Source organism: Neisseria sp. P0008.S004, from assembly GCF_051962755.1.
Classification (GTDB): domain Bacteria; phylum Pseudomonadota; class Gammaproteobacteria; order Burkholderiales; family Neisseriaceae; genus Neisseria; species Neisseria subflava_A.
The window spans coordinates 25,955-44,724 of the sequence record NZ_JBQCUZ010000001.1; the positions used below are offsets into that span (position 1 = coordinate 25,955).

Below are 18,770 nucleotides of genomic sequence, written 5' to 3' on the forward strand. Positions count from 1 at the left end.
TCATGTCCCGCAACAACGAAGAGCTGCAAGGCATCTCCCTTTTGGGCAACCAGAAAACCCAATACCCAAGCGAATACGCGCCTGAAATTTTGGAAGCGTTCGACAACAAACATCCCGACAACGACTATTTCGTCAAATTCGTCTGCCCCGAATTCACCAGCCTCTGCCCGATGACCGGCCAGCCCGACTTTGCCACCATCTACATCCGCTACATCCCCCATATCAAAATGGTGGAAAGCAAATCACTGAAACTCTATCTCTTCAGCTTCCGCAACCACGGCGACTTCCATGAAGACTGCGTCAACATCATCATGAAAGACCTCATCGCCCTGATGGATCCGAAATACATCGAAGTATTCGGCGAATTCACACCACGCGGCGGCATCGCCATTCATCCGTTTGCCAACTACGGCAAAGCAGGCACAGAGTTTGAAGCTTTGGCACGCAAACGCCTGTTTGAGCACGATGCACAATAATCCCGTTCAGACGGCCTAACCGCCCTTTTTATTGCGAGACTTTCTCTATTGCACGGTCTCGCAGGGCTTCATGCCGTCTGAAAAACTTCCGAAAGATTTCTATGTACGAATTTACCGCCGCACAGCAGAAGAAAGCGCTCTTCTGGCTGGTGCTTTTCCATATTTTTATTATTGCCGCCAGCAACTATCTGGTACAGTTCCCCTTTCAAATTTTCGGTATCTTTACCACTTGGGGCGCATTTTCCTTCCCCTTTATCTTCCTCGCTACCGACCTGACCGTGCGCATTTTCGGCGCACCATTGGCGAGACGGATTATTTTTTGGGTGATGTTCCCCGCCCTGCTGCTCTCTTACGTCTTCTCCGTCCTCTTTCATGACGGCAACTGGACAGGCTGGGCATCTTTGGCCGAATTTAACACCTTCGTCGGCCGTATCGCATTGGCCAGCTTTTCCGCCTATGCGCTCGGGCAAATCCTCGATATTTTCGTGTTCAACAGATTACGCCGTCTGAAATCATGGTGGATTGCCCCCACAGCTTCTACCGTTGTCGGCAACGCTTTGGACACGCTGGTGTTTTTCGCCGTTGCCTTTTATGCGAGCAACGATGAATTTATGGCGGCAAACTGGCAGGGCATCGCATTTGTCGATTATCTGTTCAAACTCGCCATCTGCACACTCTTCTTCCTGCCTGCCTACGGCATCGTATTGAGCATCTTGACCAAAAAACTGACTTCCTTAAACGTCCGCCAAGAAATGCCCGAATCGGTTTTAGCCAAATAAACAATAGATAAAAAACAAGGCCGTCTGAAACTGTAATCGTTCAGACGGCCTTTTATGTTTTCAAATGATTAACCGGTCAATTGTTTGGTAATCAGTTTTTTCAGCGGCGGGAAGTTATTGCTTGCACGCAATACCAAACCGCGCAGCAGTTTCGCCGGAGCAGTTTCATTGGTAAAGAGTTTCAGCAACATATTGGTGCCGTGGTAAATCGGATGGGCGTGGAACATATGCTTGGTACTGTATTTTTCCAGCAGGCTCTTCGCACCAATATCCTGACCGCGTTGCTCGGCTTCAAGCACCAATTTAGCCAAAAGATCGGCACTTGCCAGACCCAAGTTGAAACCGTGCGCAGTAACCGGATGCATACCGACCGCGGCATCGCCGATCAGCGCGCTGCGTTTGCCATAGAAACGTTGGGCAATCATACCGACCAAAGGATAATTGTGAATAGTGCTAACCAATTCCATATCGCCCAAACGGCCTTTGAGTTGCTCTTTCACGCTGGCTGCCAATTCTTCCGGCGACATGTTTTTAATCGTTTCGGCTTTATCGCTGTCTACCGTAATCACTGTATTGGTCAAGTGTTCTTCCAAAGGCAGCAACGCAATGGTGCGGCCGTAATGGAAGCATTCATATGCGGTATGCAGGTTGGACAAAGTATGCTTCATGCGGCACACAAACATGGTACGGCTGTAATCGTGCATATCGGAAGAAATGCCCAATTGACGGCGTGTTTGCGAGAAACGGCTATCGGCGGCCAACAACAGACGGCCGGTCAATACTTCGCCGCTTTCCAAAATAACTTGCGCCTCATCGTCAGAAGTTTTGACTTCTTTAACATTGGTGCCGGCCAGGATTTTCACGTTGTCCAATTTGGACACGACTTCATAAGCGGCTTTGCGGATATTGTGGTTGGAGATCAAATAGCCCAAGCAGTCCGCAGGCTCGCCACGCGCCTGAGTCGGTTGCGGGAAGTGGAGTTGGTAATCGGAATGACCGTTCAACACTTTGGCATCGCGCAAAGGATAAATTTCGTCTTTTGGAATCAAATCCCACATACCCAATCGCTGCATGATTTCACGCGACAGATGCGTCAGTGCGATTTCACGGCCGTCATACGGCGGATTTTGCAACACTTCTAAAGGACTTCTTTCAATCAGGGTTATGTTCAAACCGCTTCCGGCCAACTCTGCGGCAAAACTTAATCCGGCAGGGCCTGCGCCGACGACGAGAATATCACTGTGTAAGCTCATGGGAGGAATTCCTTGTATTCAACTGATACGGATTTTTTCAGACGGCCTTAAGTTTACTGTGTTTAGCTACATGAGGGTAAATCAAAGGCATTTGATAGATTATATAGAAAGAGTCAATAGAATAAAACAAAGGCCATCGATTATAAGCACGTTTTTACTTTGGCCTTAATATAAATCAACCTTCACGACATACAGATTTTATCAAACAGACAAAACAGTCTGACAAACAAAAACCGCATTCCGAAAAGGAATGCGGCTTTCAATCGTAAAACGATTATTCTTCAGAACCGGTGTAAGGACGGATGCTGACGGTTTTACGGTTCAGCGCGCCTTTGGTTTTGAATTCAACGTAACCGTCGACTTTAGCAAACAAAGTGTGGTCTTTGCCCATGCCTACGTTGTCACCTGCGTGGAATTTAGTACCACGTTGACGAACGATGATAGAGCCTGCCGGAATCAGCTCGTTGCCGTAGGCTTTAACGCCCAAACGTTTGGCTTCTGAATCGCGACCGTTGCGGGTGCTACCGCCTGCTTTTTTACTTGCCATTTGTAATACTCCTGAACTTACTTGAAATTAGGCGATTGCCACGATTTCGATTTGGGTGAAATTTTGGCGATGGCCTTGGCGTTTTTGGTAGTGTTTGCGACGACGCATTTTGAAAATACGTACTTTCTCGCCACGACCATGAGCAACGACTTTAGCTGTTACTTTTGCGCCTTCGATAAAAGGTGCGCCTACTTTTACAGATTCGCCGTCAGCAATCATCAAAACTTCAGTCAGTTCGATTTGGCTGTCGAGTTCGGCTGGTATCTGTTCTACTTTCAATTTTTCGCCAACGGAAACTTTGTATTGTTTACCGCCGGTTTTTACGACCGCGTACATACTCAACTCCATGAGAATTAGGTTAACATTCCGCACACCATGTGCGAAACGAGCTATTCTATTTCTATTTGCCTGTTTTGTCAAAATTTATTTTATTTACAAGTGAAAAGGCCGTCTGAAAGATATGTTGCATGCTTTTTAACTGATATAATCACGCGCTGGATTGCTGATATCTTTATGTAACGTTATTACCCCGACCGAATGTACGGGTTTAAACAGATTCATTGGAGCCCCGCTCCGTTTTGTCAACAGAGAATGTTTTATGTTCGAAAACCTGCCTTACTTCCAACGCCACCTGCCCGATGACCTTGCCAAAGTTAATGCGGTCATCAACCAAGCTGTTCAATCTGATGTTGCGCTGATTTCGCAAATCGGCACATACATCATCAGCGCGGGCGGTAAGCGCCTGCGTCCGATTATTACCATTTTGGCAGGCAAAGCAGTCGGGCATGACGATGAAAAACTGTACTCGCTGGCAGCAATGGTGGAATTCATCCACACCTCCACCCTCCTACACGACGATGTCGTCGATGAAAGCGATTTACGCCGCGGTCGTAAAACGGCAAACAACCTCTTCGGCAACGCGGCGGCTGTTTTGGTCGGCGACTTCCTCTATACACGCGCCTTCCAACTGATGGTTGGTTCGGGCAGTATGCGTATTTTGGAAGTGATGGCAGACGCGACCAACATCATCGCCGAAGGCGAAGTCATGCAGCTGATGAACATCGGCAATACGGATATTACCGAAGAGCAATACGTCCAAGTTATCCAATACAAAACAGCAAAATTGTTTGAAGCGGCAGCGCAAGTCGGCGCAATTTTGGGCAAGGCTTCCCCTGAACACGAGCAAGCCTTGAAAGACTACGGCATGTACGTCGGTACGGCTTTCCAAATCATTGACGATGTATTGGACTACTCAGGTGAAACCGAAGAAATCGGCAAAAACGTCGGCGACGATTTGGCGGAAGGCAAACCTACCCTGCCATTGATTTATCTGATGAGAAACGGCTCCGAGCAGGCAGCAAATGATGTGCGCCACGCTTTGGAAAATGCCGACCGCAGCTATTTTGAAAAAATCCACGACTATGTCGTCAACTCCGATGCTTTGCCGTATTCGATTTCCGAGGCGAAAAAAGCCGTCGACAAAGCCATCGCTTCATTGAACGTGTTGCCTGACAGCGAAGTCAAAGAAGCCATGATCCAACTGGCAAAAGAATCCTTAGCCCGAGTATCTTAATCCGATGAATTTCAGCTTTGTCCCTTTGTTTCTGGTTACGCTGATTTTTTTGGGCGTTGTCAGCAACAACAACTCGATTACGATTTCGGCGGCCGTCTTATTGCTGATGCAGCAAACCGCTTTGTCGCAATACATTCCCTTCGTGGAAAAACACGGCCTGCAAGTGGGCATCATTATACTGACCATCGGCGTATTGAGTCCGCTGGTTTCGGGCAAAATACAGATTCCGCCGCTGTCTGAGTTTCTCAATTTCAAAATGATTGCCGCCGTCCTTATCGGCATCTTCGTCGCTTGGCTTGCCGGACGCGGTGTTCCATTGATGAGCGAACAGCCTGTTTTGGTAACCGGATTATTAATCGGTACCGTCATCGGCGTTGCTTTTGTCGGCGGTATTCCGGTCGGCCCTTTGATTGCCGCCGGCTTATTGTCTTTTGTTGCCGGAAAGGTTTAAAATCCCTTCCTTTAACGCCTCGCCATAGTTCAACGGATAGAACGTATGCCTCCTAAGCGTAAAATACAGGTTCGATTCCTGTTGGCGAGGCCACAGTTTCAATAAAAGCCTTTCATACTTTGAAAAGCTTTTTTTATTATCAATAAATAAAGGCCGTCTGAAACTTTTCAGACGGCCTTTTCATTTTGCCAAACCGTTAACCCGGACGACCATCCGAACGCGGACGGATCAGCCAAGGAATATATTTCCATGCGTACAACAGCAGAGACACGGCAAACAAAGCGGCGGAGCAACGGATACTGTGCGTATATGCCGTACCGCTCACAAAGGTTGCCAAAACACGGACAACCGTTGCGGCTATCATCAACCAAAAGGCAACAGGAACCACTTTAGGCGGCGGATAAATAGAGTTGCCGGTATGGCCAAGCGCGGTTCGTGCCATCATGCCCAAAGTCAGCACGCCGATACCGCCAACGCCGATAAGGTGTACGCCCAAATTCAGGAAACTTGAAATCCAATAAGAAATACCGACAGCAATCAAGCCCAAGCCTGTAAACAGATAGCCGGCAAACAAAATCCAAAGCATAGGCTCTTTCAGTACGGCTTTATACCACCAGCGGTACACCTGCACAGTAAAAATCACACCGGCAGCCAGAGCAAACAACGCAGCCAGTCCCGGCAAAATATTATGCGCCATCATCATGGCGGTCAGCATAGGCAGCCAAAGTGAAGCGTGCGCTACCCATTGAGGGCTGGGAATTTGCGGCACATTCAGGCGCTTGGACGTAAAGAACGAGATAATCCGCATGCCGATCAAACCGATAAATCCGGCCACCATAATTAAACCGGATTGCAAACCGGTCATCAGCGCAATGGCATCAAACGGCTGCACTTTCAGATGGAAGGCGAAATGGGTGCCGCCCAAAACAAAAATAGCGAACACAGCAACATAGTTGCGCTTATTTTGAGAACGAATTACCGGCAAAGCCATGCATACCGCGCCATACCAGAAAAAGATCGTGCCGAATATGCCACTTGCCGTCGCACCCCAGCCGGGAATAAACACACATAAACGCGCAAGCAGCCAAAATGCGGTCAAACCTACCAACGCCTTACCGCGCGTGGGCGGCTGGCCAGTCCAAGTTGCCACGGCCGTCAGCAAGAATGCAATGACAACCAATCCGGCGTAGCCCCAAATCATTTCATGGGCATGCCAATACAAACCCGGCAATTCAGGCGTACCCTGATAGCCAAAGCCCCAAAGCAATATAGACAATGCGCCATACAAAGCCGCCAACGAATAAAACGGGCGGAAGGCCATTGCCCATACAGGATGTTTGAACAAATCGTTCATGGTGGTTCCTTCAATTTTTATATCATTATAAAACAGCAACAGAGGCCGTCTGAAACTTTTCAGACGGCCATCGATTCCCTTTCCTATTACACATTCTCAGGCAAAGGCAAAAAAGGTTCAATCGCAGGAAAAAGCTCGCGCTCCTCAAAACGCGCATGATCACGCAAAGTTACCGCAAAATCCTTATTCCATGATTCATTCATATATTCAGGATGAGCCATCATCGCACGCAGCTTGGCATGATCGCCTTCAAAACGCTGCCTCAACGCCGGATCAACCTTATCCCAATACGGCGCAAACATGGTTTCCTCCTCCAAAAAATGTGGCTCAAGCTCCACAAAATGAGGATCCAGCTCCGCTTGGTGGCTTTGCTCCGGCGTACGCAGGAGACGGACGCACAACGACAGCGAGCCATGATGCTCGCGGGAAAGTTCTATTAAGGCAGGGTGGCGTTTCAAGGGTTTCATAAGTTCGTTATAATGGCAACAGTTTGTCAAACTGGATTAATTCAAATGTTTCAGATATTATGAAACCCAATCCCACATAAAGTCAAACAACCCCTTACCAAACACTACCCTTTTGACATATAAGAAAAATATTCAAAGAGCCAGCTATGTATCTGACCCAACATACCGATTACGGATTGCGCGTATTGGTTTATACCGCCATTAATGATGACACCCTCGTCAATATCAGCACCATTGCCGAGACTTACAATATTTCCAAAAGCCATTTAATGAAAGTGGTTACCTCATTAGTCAAAGGCGGATTTCTGGTCAGCGTACGCGGCAAAGGCGGCGGTTTGCGCTTGGCGGATGTTCCCGAAAAAATCAACATCGGCGCAGTCGTGCGCCATCTGGAGCCGATGCAGGTTGTCGAATGCATGGGCGATAACAACGAATGCCTCATCACCCCATCCTGCCGACTGACCGGCATCATTACCGGCGCCATCAAAGCCTTCTTCAACCATTTAGATCAATACTCCCTGCAAGATCTTTTGGACAAACCAACCTACGACATACTCTATACCCCGCGTATCCCAATCAACGAAATACGCAGAATGGTTGATTAAATCTTCAGGCCGTCTGAAAAACAGTCCAGTTATATCGAAATAATCATCAGCCTCTCAATATAGGGCCATGTGGTATTACTCGGAAAAATAAAAAATGCCGTCTGAAATTAGGATTTTCAGACGGCATTGCTAATTTTAAAATAATAGAAAGATATCAACCAGAGCAAGCAAAAAGTAACTGTTCGCCATTTACTTATTCCCTAGTCAAAAAGTACGCCAAGTATCTTCCCAATCAACGTAACGGTCTTTTTCCAATACAAAATTGGGAACGTTATATACCAATCCCGGCTCAGGCGGCTGATAATCAAAATCAAATTTACCCTCAACGACTATAAGGGTGTCAATGTGATAAGCCCTTTTCAGCCTAAAAAAGCATTACCTAAATGTGCTTTAACCTTTTGTATTCATTTTATAGGTTGATTTTTATGCTGTTGTTCACATTATATTCCAACCCTTCAAAAATCAATAAATACAAAAATGCCCGAAGCCAAAAGCCTCGGGCATTTTTAATATTTGGTGGGTCCGGTGGGTTTCGAACCCACGACCAAGGGATTATGAGTCCCCTGCTCTAACCCCTGAGCTACAGACCCGTCAAGAGTAAAAGCGGATTATAGCATAACTTGTTGCTTGTTCAAGATGCCGGGCAAATGTTTCAGACGGCCTGTTGGTTTTCTATTCAGGTATTATGCCGATATGCCCAATGCTTCCCAAACTTTCAAAGCGTCCGATGTTGCTTTGACATCGTGAACACGGATGATTTGCGCGCCTCGGGCGACTGTGGCCAAAGCGGCTGCGACGCTGCCGTGTACGCGTTTAGAGGCATCTTGTTCTCCTGTCAGCTCGCCAATCATACGTTTGCGCGATACACCGATCAGAAGCGGGAATCCGGTTGCGTCCATCAACTCAGGCAAATGTTTTATCAGGGTGATGTTGTGTTGCAGGTTTTTGCCGAAACCGAAGCCGGGGTCTAACGTGATGCGTTCAGAGGCAATGCCTGCTTGAACGCATTCTGCCGCGCGTGCTTTTAAATAGCGCGCGACCTCTTCGACGACATCTTGATATTGCGGATTAAGCTGCATGGTTTTGGGCAAACCCTGCATGTGCATGAGACACACGCCTGTATTCGGCTGTTGCGCCAGCAATGCGACTGCGCCTTCATCACTCAATGCGGCAACATCGTTGATAATGTCCACGCCGCCTTGTGCCAAGGCTTTTTCCATAATCGCCGTACGGCGTGTGTCCAAACTGACGGGAACATTCCACTTGGCCACTTCCGCTAAAACCGGCTGCACCCTGGCCCATTCTTCTTCGAGAGAAACATCATCCGAACCCGGACGGGTAGATTCGCCGCCGATATCGAGAATATCCGCACCGTCTTTCAGAAGCTGCTCGGCATGTGCCAATGCTATTGGGACATTTTGCGAATAGTTGCCGCCATCGGAAAATGAATCGGGGGTCAGATTGACGATGCCCATAATTTTCGGTTTGTCTAAGGCGATTTCAAATCGGCCTGCCTGCCAAATGTGCGTGTTCATAATGCTTCCATTGATGAAATAATAGGATAGAGGCCGTCTGAAACTTTTCAGACGGCCTTTAGGTTTTGACTTCAAAACAGTAAATTACATTCCGCCGTAATTCGGTCCGCTTGCGCCTTCAGGGCAAATCCAAGTGATGTTTTGCGTCGGGTCTTTGATGTCGCACGTTTTGCAGTGGACGCAGTTGGCAGCGTTGATTTGCATACGCGGACTGCCGTTTTCTTCGACGATTTCATATACGCCGGCCGGACAATAGCGGGTTTCGGGCGAGGCGTATTCTTTGTAGTTTACGTCTATCATGACCTGCGGATTTTTCAGCACCAAATGGTCGGGCTGGTTTTCTTCGTGCGCAAGGTTGGCAAGGAAAACACTACTCAAACGGTCAAAGGTCAAAACACCGTCGGGCTTCGGATAATCAATCGGCTTGCATTCGGAGGCTTTTTTGAGCTGCTCGTTGTCTTTGCCGTGATGTTTCAAAGTCCAAGGGGCTTTGCCTCTGAAAATCATTTGGTCGATACCGGTATAGATTGAGCCGAGGTAAACGCCCCATTTGAATGACGGACGGACATTGCGCGCGGCGTAAAGCTCTTGATACAGCCAACTTTGTTCAAAGCGTTGCTGATAATCGGTGGCCTCTTTGCCGCTATCGAAGCTTTCCACTTCTTCGAGGTTTTCCAACAAAGGAAATACTGCTTCTGCGGCGAGCATGGCGGATTTCATCGCGGTATGAATGCCTTTGATGCGCGGCATATTCAGGAAACCCGCCGCATCGCCAATTAAAACGCCGCCTTTGAACGAGAGCTTCGGCAAACTTTGCAAACCGCCTTCAATCAGCGAACGCGCGCCATAAGCGATACGGCGGCCGCCTTCAAAGGTTTTGCGGATTTCAGGATGAGTTTTGAAACGTTGGAACTCTTCAAACGGCGACAAATAAGGGTTTTGATAATCCAAGCCGACCACAAAACCGACAGCGACTTTGTTTTCGTCAAAGTGATAAATAAACGAGCCACCGTAGGTTTTGCTGTCCAACGGCCAGCCTGCGCTGTGCATGACCAAACCGGGCTGATGTTTTTCAGACGGCACTTCCCAAATTTCTTTAATGCCCAAGCCGTAAGTTTGCGGCTCGCTGTTTTGGTCGAGCTTAAATTGTTCAATAACTTGCTTGGAAAGCGAGCCGCGACAGCCTTCGGCAAATATGGTTTGTTGCGCCCAAAGCTCCATGCCGGGCTGGAATGATTCGGTCGGTTCTCCGTCTTTGCCCACACCCATATTGCCGGTCGCAATGCCTTTGACCGAACCGTCTTCGTGATACAGCACTTCGGCAGCGGCAAAGCCCGGATAGATTTCCACACCCAAATTTTCCGCCTGCTCCGCCAGCCAGCGCACGACTTCGCCCAAGCTGGCAATATAGTTCGCATGGTTGTCGAAATTCGGGGTAACCGGCAAGTTGAAGGCTTTTTTCTCGGTCAGGAACAAAACCCTGTCCTTCGTCACTGTACGCGTCAGCGGCGCGCCTTTTTCTTTCCAATCAGGAATCAGCTCATTCAAAGAAATCGGATCGATGATGGCACCGGCCAGCGAGTGCGCACCGGCCTCCGAACCCTTCTCCACCACACAAACGCTGATTTCGCGTCCATTCTTTTCGGCAAGCTGCTTGAGTTTGATGGCGGCGGACAAACCCGACGGGCCTGCGCCGACAATCACGACATCGTATTGCATACTGTCGCGTTCGATGGTTTCTGTCATGGCGGTTCCTGTATTGTCGTTATTCAATTTAATCCGCTAATTATACAGCCTGGACATATAGTTACCAAATACAACAAAAGGCCGTCTGAAACTTTACTCAAATTTCAGACGGCCTTTACTATATTCAAAAGATTATTGCGCTTTGGTTTCCGTTACAAAACCGATTTTGCTGATACCGGCTTCGCGTGCCGCTTGCAGGGCTTGGTTAACATAATCGTATTCAACCGCTTTATCCGCCGCAATCGCCACAATCACATCTTCGTTTTTCGCTTTGGCTTCTTTCAGCTTGGCAGTTACCGTTGCCAAATCCACTTTGGTATCGGAATCGCCGCCAACGATATAGGCACCACTGGCATCAATGCTCAAACGCAAAGGATCTTTAGGCTGCTTATCCTCTTTCGCCGCTTTTTCCGAAGCAGTCGGCAACTCCAAAGGAATCGAGTGGGTCAGCACCGGCATGGTAATCATAAATACAATCAGCAACACCAGCATCACGTCCACTAAAGGCGTAACGTTGATATCCGACATCGGCGCATCATCGCCGGAATTCATTGATCCGAAAGCCATGGTTTAATCCTTTTGGTTCAGAAGGCGGACATGCAGGTCATGTGCAAATGCGTCCATATCTTGCGCGATGGTTTTCGTACCGCGATTGAGGAAGTTGTACGCCAATACGGCCGGAATCGCCACAAACAGGCCGACAGCAGTCGACACCAAAGCCTCACCAATCGGACCGGCTACCGCAGCAATGCTCATTTGACCGCTTTCGCTGATGCCGATCAGGGCATGGTAAATACCCCAAACAGTACCCAACAGACCGATAAAAGGAGCGGTTGCACCGATAGAGGCCAAAGCGGTCATACCGTAGTCAAACTGGCGCATGGTTTGAGCCAAACTGTTACGGATATGAACGACCAAGTATTCGTTCAAAGGCAATTCGTCAATCAGCGATTTGCTTGTCGTTTGACGGTAGTTTTGGTATGCGCGCAGAGACTCATCGGCAACATTGCTCATCGGTGCTTCTACCGCTTTGGCTTTTTGTACGGCGTCAGCCAGCGTAAACGCATTCAGCATCAACTCTTTTACCTGAGCATTGCCTTTTTTCGCTTTGCGGTATTTGATGCAACGGATCACGATGACGCTCCAAGTCACCACACTCATCAACAACATCAGGACAAATACACCAATCAGTACCACATCACCTGATTTGAAAACTAAACTTAAATCCATAATTTTTCCAAGTTAAAAATAAAATTAAAATTTCTATCGGGTCATTTAAAATCATTCCCCAACAGCATATATTTTCTAATCAATCAGCTTAGGCCTAGATACTTATTCGAGCGTGAATTTGACAGGTACTTTAAATTCAGTCCAAACACTTGCATGACAGCTACCATCTTTAACGGCTTTACGCGCTGCATTATCCAGACGACTATAACCACTTGATTTATTCACACTAATTGAATCCACTTTACCGCCAGGACCAACCAAGACTTTCAAAACAACCAAGCCCTCTTCACCATTTTCAGTGGACAGTGAAGGATACGGAGGTCTTGGAATATGGCAGGTTCCTTTTGCAGGATTGCCTTTACTGCTGCCGGCACCTGTACCGCTGCCACCACCTCCGCCACCGGTACCGGAGCCATGTTCGCCTTTCGCACCGCCGCTGCCGGATCCGCTGCCTTCGCCACGGCCGCTGCCTGTACCTTTCGTACCGCCGCCGTTGCCTTTTCCTTCTCCGCCCAAGGCTTTGCCTTCTCCGTTGCCTTTACCGTTTTCAGCAGTATTCGGCCCGGTTTTGCTGCCTGAGTGTTCAGATGCTTTGGGAGATGGTTTAGGTTCTGCCTTCGGCTCTGGTTTTGGCTCTGGTTTTGGCTCTGGTTTTGGCTCTGGTTTTGGCTCGGGCTTCGGCTCAGGTTTGGGTTCTGGCTTAGGCTCGGGCTTAGGTTTCTCGATAGGTTTCGGTTTTTCCTTTTGCTGTACGATATCCGCTTTTTCTTTTTTCGTTACCACAGGTTTGATAACAGGTTTGGGCGGCTCGACAGGCTTAGGTTTGGGTTTTGGCTTCGGTTGTTCGGGGGCAGGCTCGGGGGCGGCAGGTGCGCCTTCGCCCTCAGGACTACCGTCGCCACCGCCGAAATCGCCTAAATCGACAAATTCAATATTCGCTATTTCGACAGGAGGCGGTTTGTGCGCGTGCCATAAAAGTGCAACCAAACCGACGTGAATCAACGCAACGGAAGTCACGACGGCTGGAGTTAAAATTCGTTTTTTATCCATAATTCCGTTATGTTAATAGCAACAATTCCCGTTTGCAAGTCGTTTTACAGTCAAAATAAGCATTAATGCTTATAGAGAAAGTTTATAGACCTGCTGTTTTAAAGGCTGTATATCATAATATGATATTAGCTCTCATTACTAATATTATCAAACAAGCGGCCATCTGAAAAGATAAACGGTATTAAAAAAGCCATCGACTCTTACAATCTTTATGCCATCCGCACATCAGGCCAATATTTAAACCTCATCAGACCGATAAAAATTCAAATGGTTTCAAACCATCTGTATTTTTTATCCATAAAACATCAGGCCGTCTGAAAACATTCTTTCAGACGGCCTGATTCAAACAAAATCATTTTTTCCGTTTCGCCCTTGGGTGCGCCTCATCATAAACACGCGCCAAATGGTCAAAGTCCAACTTTGTATAAACTTGCGTAGCGGAAAGGTTGCTGTGCCCCAACAATTCCTGTACTGCACGGATATCGCCCGATGCCTGCAAAAGATGGGTTGCATAGCTGTGGCGCATCATGTGCGGCGAGATATGGCTGGCGCTGCCCACGCGCACTGCCCACGCCTGCAGGCGTTTTTGGATTTGACGTTGCCCCAGCCTGCTGCCGTTCTTATTGGTGAACAAGGCCTGCTCACCCTCTTTGGCAATACGCACTGCCAAATAATCACGCAATGCCGCAATGCTCTTGCCCACCAAAGGCACTTGCCGCTGCTTTCCGCCTTTACCCTTCACGCTGACCCAGCCTTCGTCCAAGACGATACTGTTCAGATTCAACCCTTGTATCTCGCTCAGGCGTAAACCGCTGCCATACATCAATTCAAACATGGCCTTATCGCGTACGTCCAACTCGTCATCAACCGGCGCATGGTCAAGGATATGGTTTAAAGGTTCTTGCGGCAAAGCTTTGGGCAGGCGTTCGGGCAGGCGCGGCGCTTTCATATTAAATGTCGGGTCGCTTTCCATAACTTCTATCTGCACCAGCCAACTGCAATACTGCCGCCACACCGACAATTTCCGCGCCAAGCTACTTTCGCTTAAGCCCTTTTGCGACAGCTTTTTCAATACCGCCACAAAATCACGGCGCGTCGGCAGGCCGTTTCCCAGGTTATCGGGCAACAGGCGCATCAACTCACTCAAATCGCGCCGATAAGCGGAAACGGTATGCTCCGACTTGCCTTGTTGCAGCAAGGTTTTCAGATAGCGTTCAAGATGAAGCGCAAAATTTGATTCCGCCATTTCAGACGGCCTCCAATGCCGTTTTCAATGCCGAAGGCAAACGGCAGACACGCTGCTTAACATAATCGAAACACACCATGCCTGTCTGCACTTTCGCCAGCACAAGGCCGTCTGAAATCCTGCAGATACGGTACAGCAAAGAAAAGCCCACACCGGCCACACCCGCCGCCCCCATTTCCACCGACAGCTCATCACCATGATGACCTTGCGCCAAATACTGCACCGCCGCATCCGCCATAATCAGGCCTGCCCCTCCGGCATCCATTTCGCTCCAACCCAGCTTCGCCAGCCAACGCATCCTCACTTCATGGCACAAACGCAACACAGCATCGTTCGCCAGATGACCTCCATAGTTCACATCGCCCACCTGCACCGTCAAGGCCGTCTGAAACAAAGGCTTACCACATTCGACCACCAAAATCCTATCCATTTTGCACACCCGTTTTCAATACTACGCCATTATAAACCGAGACCCTGTTCGTTAATATATAAAAACAATGTAGCAGCTTGTAGTTTTTCATTTCAAAAAACATTATAATTTATCGGATAAATTTACCCTTCACTACTTCAGGAGCTCCTCATGGCACTCGTATCCATGCGCCAATTATTGGACCATGCTGCCGAAAACAGCTACGGTCTGCCCGCATTCAACGTTAACAACCTCGAACAAATGCGCGCAATCATGGAGGCGGCCGACCAAGTCAACGCCCCCGTTATCGTTCAAGCATCCGCAGGCGCACGCAAATACGCAGGTGCCCCATTCCTGCGCCATCTGATTTTGGCCGCAGTCGAAGAATTCCCGCACATCCCTGTCGTGATGCACCAAGACCACGGCGCATCTCCTGATGTGTGCCAACGCTCCATCCAACTGGGCTTCTCCTCCGTAATGATGGACGGCTCGCTGATGGAAGACGGCAAAACCCCTTCTTCTTACGAATACAACGTCAACGCCACCCGTACCGTGGTTAACTTCTCCCACGCTTGCGGTGTGTCCGTTGAAGGCGAAATCGGCGTATTGGGCAACCTCGAAACCGGTGAAGCCGGCGAAGAAGACGGCGTCGGCGCAGTGGGCAAACTTTCCCACGACCAAATGCTGACCAGCGTTGAAGATGCCGTACGTTTCGTTAAAGATACCGGCGTTGACGCATTGGCTATTGCCGTCGGCACCAGCCACGGCGCATACAAATTCACTCGTCCGCCCACAGGCGATGTATTGCGTATCGACCGCATCAAAGAAATCCACCAAGCCCTGCCTAACACCCACATCGTGATGCACGGCTCCAGCTCCGTTCCGCAAGAATGGCTGAAAGTCATCAACGAACACGGCGGCAAAATCGGTGAGACCTACGGCGTACCGGTTGAAGAAATCGTCGAAGGCATCAAACACGGTGTCCGCAAAGTCAACATCGATACCGACTTGCGTCTCGCCTCTACCGGTGCCATCCGCCGCTTCATGGCAGAAAACCCATCCGAATTCGACCCGCGCAAATACTTGAGCAAAACCGTCGAAGCCATGAAACAAATCTGTCTTGACCGCTACCTCGCATTCGGTTGCGAAGGCCAAGCCGACAAAATCAAACCAATTTCTTTGGAAAAAATGGCAACCAAATACGCTAAAGGCGAATTGAACCAAATCGTTAAATAATCCGTATATCGGATTCACACTAAGGCCGTCTGAAAACTTGAAAATAAGGTTTCAGACGGCCTTAGCTTTTGGGAAATTTATAGTAAAATCTTCCACCGACTACACATCAAAACACATCGAAAGCAAACATGAAACTTGCCGTTATTTTGCCGGCCTATTGTGCCGAAGCTTATTTGACCGAATGCTTGGATTCGGTATTGAGTCAAACATTCCGCGACTTTTTCGTCATCGCCATCAACGATGCTTCAACAGACAAAACCGGCGAAATCCTCGAGGCTTACGCAGCCAAAGATTCACGTTTGCAGGTTTTCCATCTTCCGGAAAACAAGGGCGAGCCGTTTGCCTGCCAATTTGCCATGGATATGCTCAAAGACGTAGAGGTCGAATATGTGGCACGAATGGATGCGGACGATATTTGCGCCTTGGATCGTTTTGAAAAACAAATTCACTTCTTAGACAGCCATCCCGAAATCGATATTGTCGGCAGCCAAGCCACCATCTTTTTTGATGACCAAACCGGAAGAGAACCCGTTTTAAGCGACCTCCCCCTGCTCGACAAAGACATTAAAGCCTTTCTCTCCTTTGCCGCCCAAAACATGTTCAACCCCACCACCATGTGGCGGCACGACAGCATTAAAAACCTTGAGATAAACTACACCGCGACAGAAACCGCGCCCGATTTCCATATGTGGGTGCAATGCGCCCTACATGGCAAAACCTTTGCCAACCTGCCTGAGTCTTTGTTGTCTTACAGGATACACACAGCTCAAGAAAGCAAAAAAAAAGACAAAATCAACAGATCCGTCCAATACACCATGGAATTGTGGTTCAGTCACCTTTTCCCTGAATTGAACCCAGTAGAAATAACCCTCTTAAGCCGAATCTTGCATGAAAAGCAACTGCGTTTAACCACTGAAGAACTGAAAACCATTTTTGCCGCTTATGACAGAATCAGCAAAGACCGCAGCATTTCATTGTTTGGCGAAGACCGCAATACGTTGTTTGGCATGATAGACAAGTTCTTCAATTTCTTAAAAAGCCAATTGAAATTCACTTAAACCATAAAAGGCCGTCTGAAACCTCGGTTTCAGACGGCCTTTATCTATTTCAATATCAATCTAAATCAGAACAAGCCGTGAATCACGCCTTCTGCGTCCACATCGATTTTCTCGGCAGCCGGGACTTTCGGCAGACCCGGCATTTTCATCATATTGCCACACAGCGCAACAATGAAACCCGCACCGGAAGAAACGGTAATGCCGCGCACGGTAATGCGGAAGCCTTCAGGGCAGCCCAAGAGTTTGGCGTTGTCGCTCAAAGAATATTGGGTTTTCGCCATGCAGACAGGCATTTTGTCCAAGCCCAGTTTTTCCAGTGAAGCGATTTCGGCAGACGCTTCCGCGCTGAAATCGACATCTTCCGCGCCGTATACTTTTTGGGCAATCGCACGGATTTTGTCTTTAATGCTCAACTCAACATCGTAGGCGAAGCGGAATTCGTTGGGTTGGTTTTCGATGGCGTTAACAACTTTGTGCGCCAAGTCTGCACCACCCGCGCCGCCTTTGCCCCATACTTCGGTCAGGGAAACTTCAACGCCGTGTTCCGCACAAGCTTTTTCAATCATGGCCAACTCGGCATCGGAGTCGGACACGAAGCGGTTGATGGCAACCACCACAGGCAGGCCGAATACGTTTTTCAGGTTGGAAATGTGTTTCAGCAGATTAGGCAGGCCTTTTGCCAAAGCATCAAGGTTTTCTTCGCCGAGGTTGGCACGCTCCACGCCGCCGTTGTATTTCAAAGCGCGGACAGTGGCCACGACAACAGCCGCATCGGGTTTCAAATCAGCCAGACGGCATTTGATGTCGCAGAATTTTTCCGCGCCCAAATCCGCGCCGAAGCCTGCTTCGGTTACGGCATAATCGGCAAGATGTTTCGCCAAACGGGTAGCCGTTACAGAGTTACAGCCGTGGGCGATGTTGGCGAACGGACCGCCGTGTACAAAAGCCGGAGTGCCTTCGATGGTTTGCACCAAGTTAGGCTTAATCGCATCTTTGAGCAATGCCGCCATCGCACCATTCGCTTTCAAATCTTTGGCGTAAACAGGACTGCCGTCTTTGGCATAGGCGACAAGGATGTTGCCCAAACGCTCTTTCAAATCGCTGATGTCTTTGGCAAGGCAGAATACCGCCATCACTTCGGAGGCAACGGTAATGTCGAAACCGTCGGGGCGCATCACGCCGTCAACAGGCTTGCCCATGCCGTCGATGATGTTGCGCAACTGACGGTCATTCATATCGACCACGCGACGCCACAGCACGCGTTTCGGATCGATGTTCAACTCGTTGCCTTGGTAGATATGGTTATCAAGCATGGCAGCGAGCAAGTTATTCGCCGCGCCGATGGCGTGGAAGTCGCCGGTGAAGTGCAGGTTGATGTCTTCCATCGGCAAAACTTGGGCATAGCCGCCGCCTGCCGCGCCGCCTTTAACACCGAACACCGGACCCAAAGAAGGCTCGCGCAGGGCGATCACCGAATCTTTGCCGATATGGCGCAACGCGTCCGCCAAACCGATGGTTACAGTGGTTTTACCCTCACCCGCAGGAGTCGGATTAATGGCGGTAACCAAAATCAGACGGCCTTGTTTTTGAGGCAGCTTGAATGCCTCAGCCGGATTGATTTTGGCTTTGTAATGACCATAGGGCTCGATGTTGTCCACGTTCAAACCCAGCTTGGCGGCAATTTCGCCAATCGGGCGCATGGTGGAAGACTGGGCAATTTCAGCATCGGTTTTGAAGCTCATGATTTTCCTTTAT

General features: G+C 48.9%; 20 protein-coding genes and 2 tRNA genes. 8 read left to right on the forward strand and 14 right to left on the reverse strand.

All coding sequences use genetic code 11. The features are described 5' to 3' along the window. Nucleotides 1–2: 2 nt before the first annotated feature. Entirely contained in the window at nucleotides 3–476 is a 474-nt protein-coding gene (gene queF / locus ACTHSW_RS00130) for a preQ(1) synthase (RefSeq protein ID WP_003748427.1), read from the forward strand. A 101-nt stretch (nucleotides 477–577) separates the two neighbouring features. Beyond that, nucleotides 578–1,255 (forward strand): 7-cyano-7-deazaguanine/7-aminomethyl-7-deazaguanine transporter, encoded by a 678-nt coding sequence (locus ACTHSW_RS00135; RefSeq protein ID WP_003748425.1) that lies wholly within the window; start codon nucleotides 578–580, stop codon nucleotides 1,253–1,255. Nucleotides 1,256–1,323: 68 nt separating this feature from the next. Here ACTHSW_RS00135 and ubiM read toward each other — a convergent pair whose 3' ends face one another. The 3 genes from ubiM to rplU all read right to left on the reverse strand — a co-directional run bounded on the left by ubiM (nucleotide 1,324) and on the right by rplU (nucleotide 3,391). Continuing rightward, a complete protein-coding gene (gene ubiM / locus ACTHSW_RS00140; protein WP_070459397.1) occupies nucleotides 1,324–2,508 on the reverse strand; it encodes a 5-demethoxyubiquinol-8 5-hydroxylase UbiM in 1,185 nt (394 codons plus the stop codon). A gap of 274 nt (nucleotides 2,509–2,782) precedes the next feature. After that, complete coding sequence (rpmA, locus tag ACTHSW_RS00145) at nucleotides 2,783–3,055, reverse strand: 50S ribosomal protein L27 (protein ID WP_002212328.1); 273 nt, start codon at nucleotides 3,053–3,055, stop codon at nucleotides 2,783–2,785. A gap of 27 nt (nucleotides 3,056–3,082) precedes the next feature. After that, nucleotides 3,083–3,391, reverse strand: a complete 309-nt coding sequence (gene rplU / locus ACTHSW_RS00150) for a 50S ribosomal protein L21 (protein ID WP_002216394.1) — start codon at nucleotides 3,389–3,391, stop codon at nucleotides 3,083–3,085. A gap of 262 nt (nucleotides 3,392–3,653) precedes the next feature. Here rplU and ispB point away from each other — a divergent pair, with 262 nt between their 5' ends. The 3 genes from ispB to ACTHSW_RS00165 all read left to right on the forward strand — a co-directional run bounded on the left by ispB (nucleotide 3,654) and on the right by ACTHSW_RS00165 (nucleotide 5,172). Continuing rightward, entirely contained in the window at nucleotides 3,654–4,628 is a 975-nt protein-coding gene (gene ispB / locus ACTHSW_RS00155; protein ID WP_070459401.1) for an octaprenyl diphosphate synthase, read from the forward strand. Nucleotides 4,629–4,632: 4 nt separating this feature from the next. Continuing rightward, nucleotides 4,633–5,079, forward strand: coding sequence for a DUF441 domain-containing protein (locus tag ACTHSW_RS00160; RefSeq protein WP_063076159.1), 447 nt, complete (start codon nucleotides 4,633–4,635; stop codon nucleotides 5,077–5,079). A gap of 18 nt (nucleotides 5,080–5,097) precedes the next feature. After that, nucleotides 5,098–5,172, forward strand: a tRNA-Arg gene (locus tag ACTHSW_RS00165). Nucleotides 5,173–5,275: 103 nt separating this feature from the next. On the opposite strand, the gene ACTHSW_RS00170 is transcribed toward ACTHSW_RS00165, so the two are convergent. Continuing rightward, complete coding sequence (locus ACTHSW_RS00170) at nucleotides 5,276–6,433, reverse strand: NnrS family protein (protein ID WP_070459404.1); 1,158 nt, start codon at nucleotides 6,431–6,433, stop codon at nucleotides 5,276–5,278. An 86-nt stretch (nucleotides 6,434–6,519) separates the two neighbouring features. Next, a complete protein-coding gene (locus ACTHSW_RS00175; protein WP_070459407.1) occupies nucleotides 6,520–6,900 on the reverse strand; it encodes a hemerythrin domain-containing protein in 381 nt (126 codons plus the stop codon). Nucleotides 6,901–7,046: 146 nt separating this feature from the next. On the opposite strand from ACTHSW_RS00175, the gene ACTHSW_RS00180 reads away from it, so the two are divergent. Then, nucleotides 7,047–7,505: an RrF2 family transcriptional regulator gene (locus ACTHSW_RS00180; protein ID WP_049328858.1), complete on the forward strand. Its 459-nt coding sequence runs from the start codon at nucleotides 7,047–7,049 to the stop codon at nucleotides 7,503–7,505. Between the two features lie 514 nt (nucleotides 7,506–8,019). Here the strand turns inward: ACTHSW_RS00180 and ACTHSW_RS00185 are convergent. From ACTHSW_RS00185 to ACTHSW_RS00220, 8 genes are all read right to left on the reverse strand, one after another. Then, a tRNA-Ile gene (locus ACTHSW_RS00185) sits at nucleotides 8,020–8,095 on the reverse strand. A gap of 93 nt (nucleotides 8,096–8,188) precedes the next feature. Continuing rightward, nucleotides 8,189–9,040 carry a dihydropteroate synthase gene (gene folP, locus ACTHSW_RS00190; protein ID WP_070459410.1) on the reverse strand — a complete coding sequence of 284 codons (852 nt, stop codon included), beginning with the start codon at nucleotides 9,038–9,040 and terminating at the stop codon, nucleotides 8,189–8,191. Between the two features lie 84 nt (nucleotides 9,041–9,124). Further along, nucleotides 9,125–10,786: an electron transfer flavoprotein-ubiquinone oxidoreductase gene (locus tag ACTHSW_RS00195; protein WP_440373727.1), complete on the reverse strand. Its 1,662-nt coding sequence runs from the start codon at nucleotides 10,784–10,786 to the stop codon at nucleotides 9,125–9,127. A 132-nt stretch (nucleotides 10,787–10,918) separates the two neighbouring features. Further along, nucleotides 10,919–11,353, reverse strand: a complete 435-nt coding sequence (locus ACTHSW_RS00200) for an ExbD/TolR family protein (protein WP_049328855.1) — start codon at nucleotides 11,351–11,353, stop codon at nucleotides 10,919–10,921. Nucleotides 11,354–11,356: 3 nt separating this feature from the next. Continuing rightward, nucleotides 11,357–12,016: a MotA/TolQ/ExbB proton channel family protein gene (locus ACTHSW_RS00205; RefSeq protein ID WP_049328854.1), complete on the reverse strand. Its 660-nt coding sequence runs from the start codon at nucleotides 12,014–12,016 to the stop codon at nucleotides 11,357–11,359. A gap of 102 nt (nucleotides 12,017–12,118) precedes the next feature. After that, entirely contained in the window at nucleotides 12,119–13,066 is a 948-nt protein-coding gene (locus tag ACTHSW_RS00210; protein WP_070459416.1) for an energy transducer TonB, read from the reverse strand. Nucleotides 13,067–13,418: 352 nt separating this feature from the next. Beyond that, on the reverse strand, nucleotides 13,419–14,312 hold the full coding sequence (locus ACTHSW_RS00215) for a tyrosine recombinase XerC (RefSeq protein WP_070459419.1): 894 nt from the start codon (nucleotides 14,310–14,312) through the stop codon (nucleotides 13,419–13,421). Between the two features lies 1 nt (nucleotide 14,313). Beyond that, complete coding sequence (locus tag ACTHSW_RS00220; protein ID WP_070459421.1) at nucleotides 14,314–14,742, reverse strand: acyl-CoA thioesterase; 429 nt, start codon at nucleotides 14,740–14,742, stop codon at nucleotides 14,314–14,316. Between the two features lie 150 nt (nucleotides 14,743–14,892). Between ACTHSW_RS00220 and fba the strand changes: the two genes are divergently transcribed. Together fba and ACTHSW_RS00230 are read left to right on the forward strand one after the other, a co-directional pair. Continuing rightward, a complete protein-coding gene (gene fba, locus ACTHSW_RS00225) occupies nucleotides 14,893–15,957 on the forward strand; it encodes a class II fructose-bisphosphate aldolase (protein WP_003686828.1) in 1,065 nt (354 codons plus the stop codon). A 128-nt stretch (nucleotides 15,958–16,085) separates the two neighbouring features. Then, nucleotides 16,086–17,015 carry a glycosyltransferase family 2 protein gene (locus ACTHSW_RS00230; protein ID WP_070459424.1) on the forward strand — a complete coding sequence of 310 codons (930 nt, stop codon included), beginning with the start codon at nucleotides 16,086–16,088 and terminating at the stop codon, nucleotides 17,013–17,015. 65 nt (nucleotides 17,016–17,080) lie between these two features. Here ACTHSW_RS00230 and ACTHSW_RS00235 read toward each other — a convergent pair whose 3' ends face one another. Further along, nucleotides 17,081–18,757, reverse strand: a complete 1,677-nt coding sequence (locus ACTHSW_RS00235) for a formate--tetrahydrofolate ligase (protein WP_070459427.1) — start codon at nucleotides 18,755–18,757, stop codon at nucleotides 17,081–17,083. Between the last annotated feature and the right edge of the window lie 13 nt (nucleotides 18,758–18,770).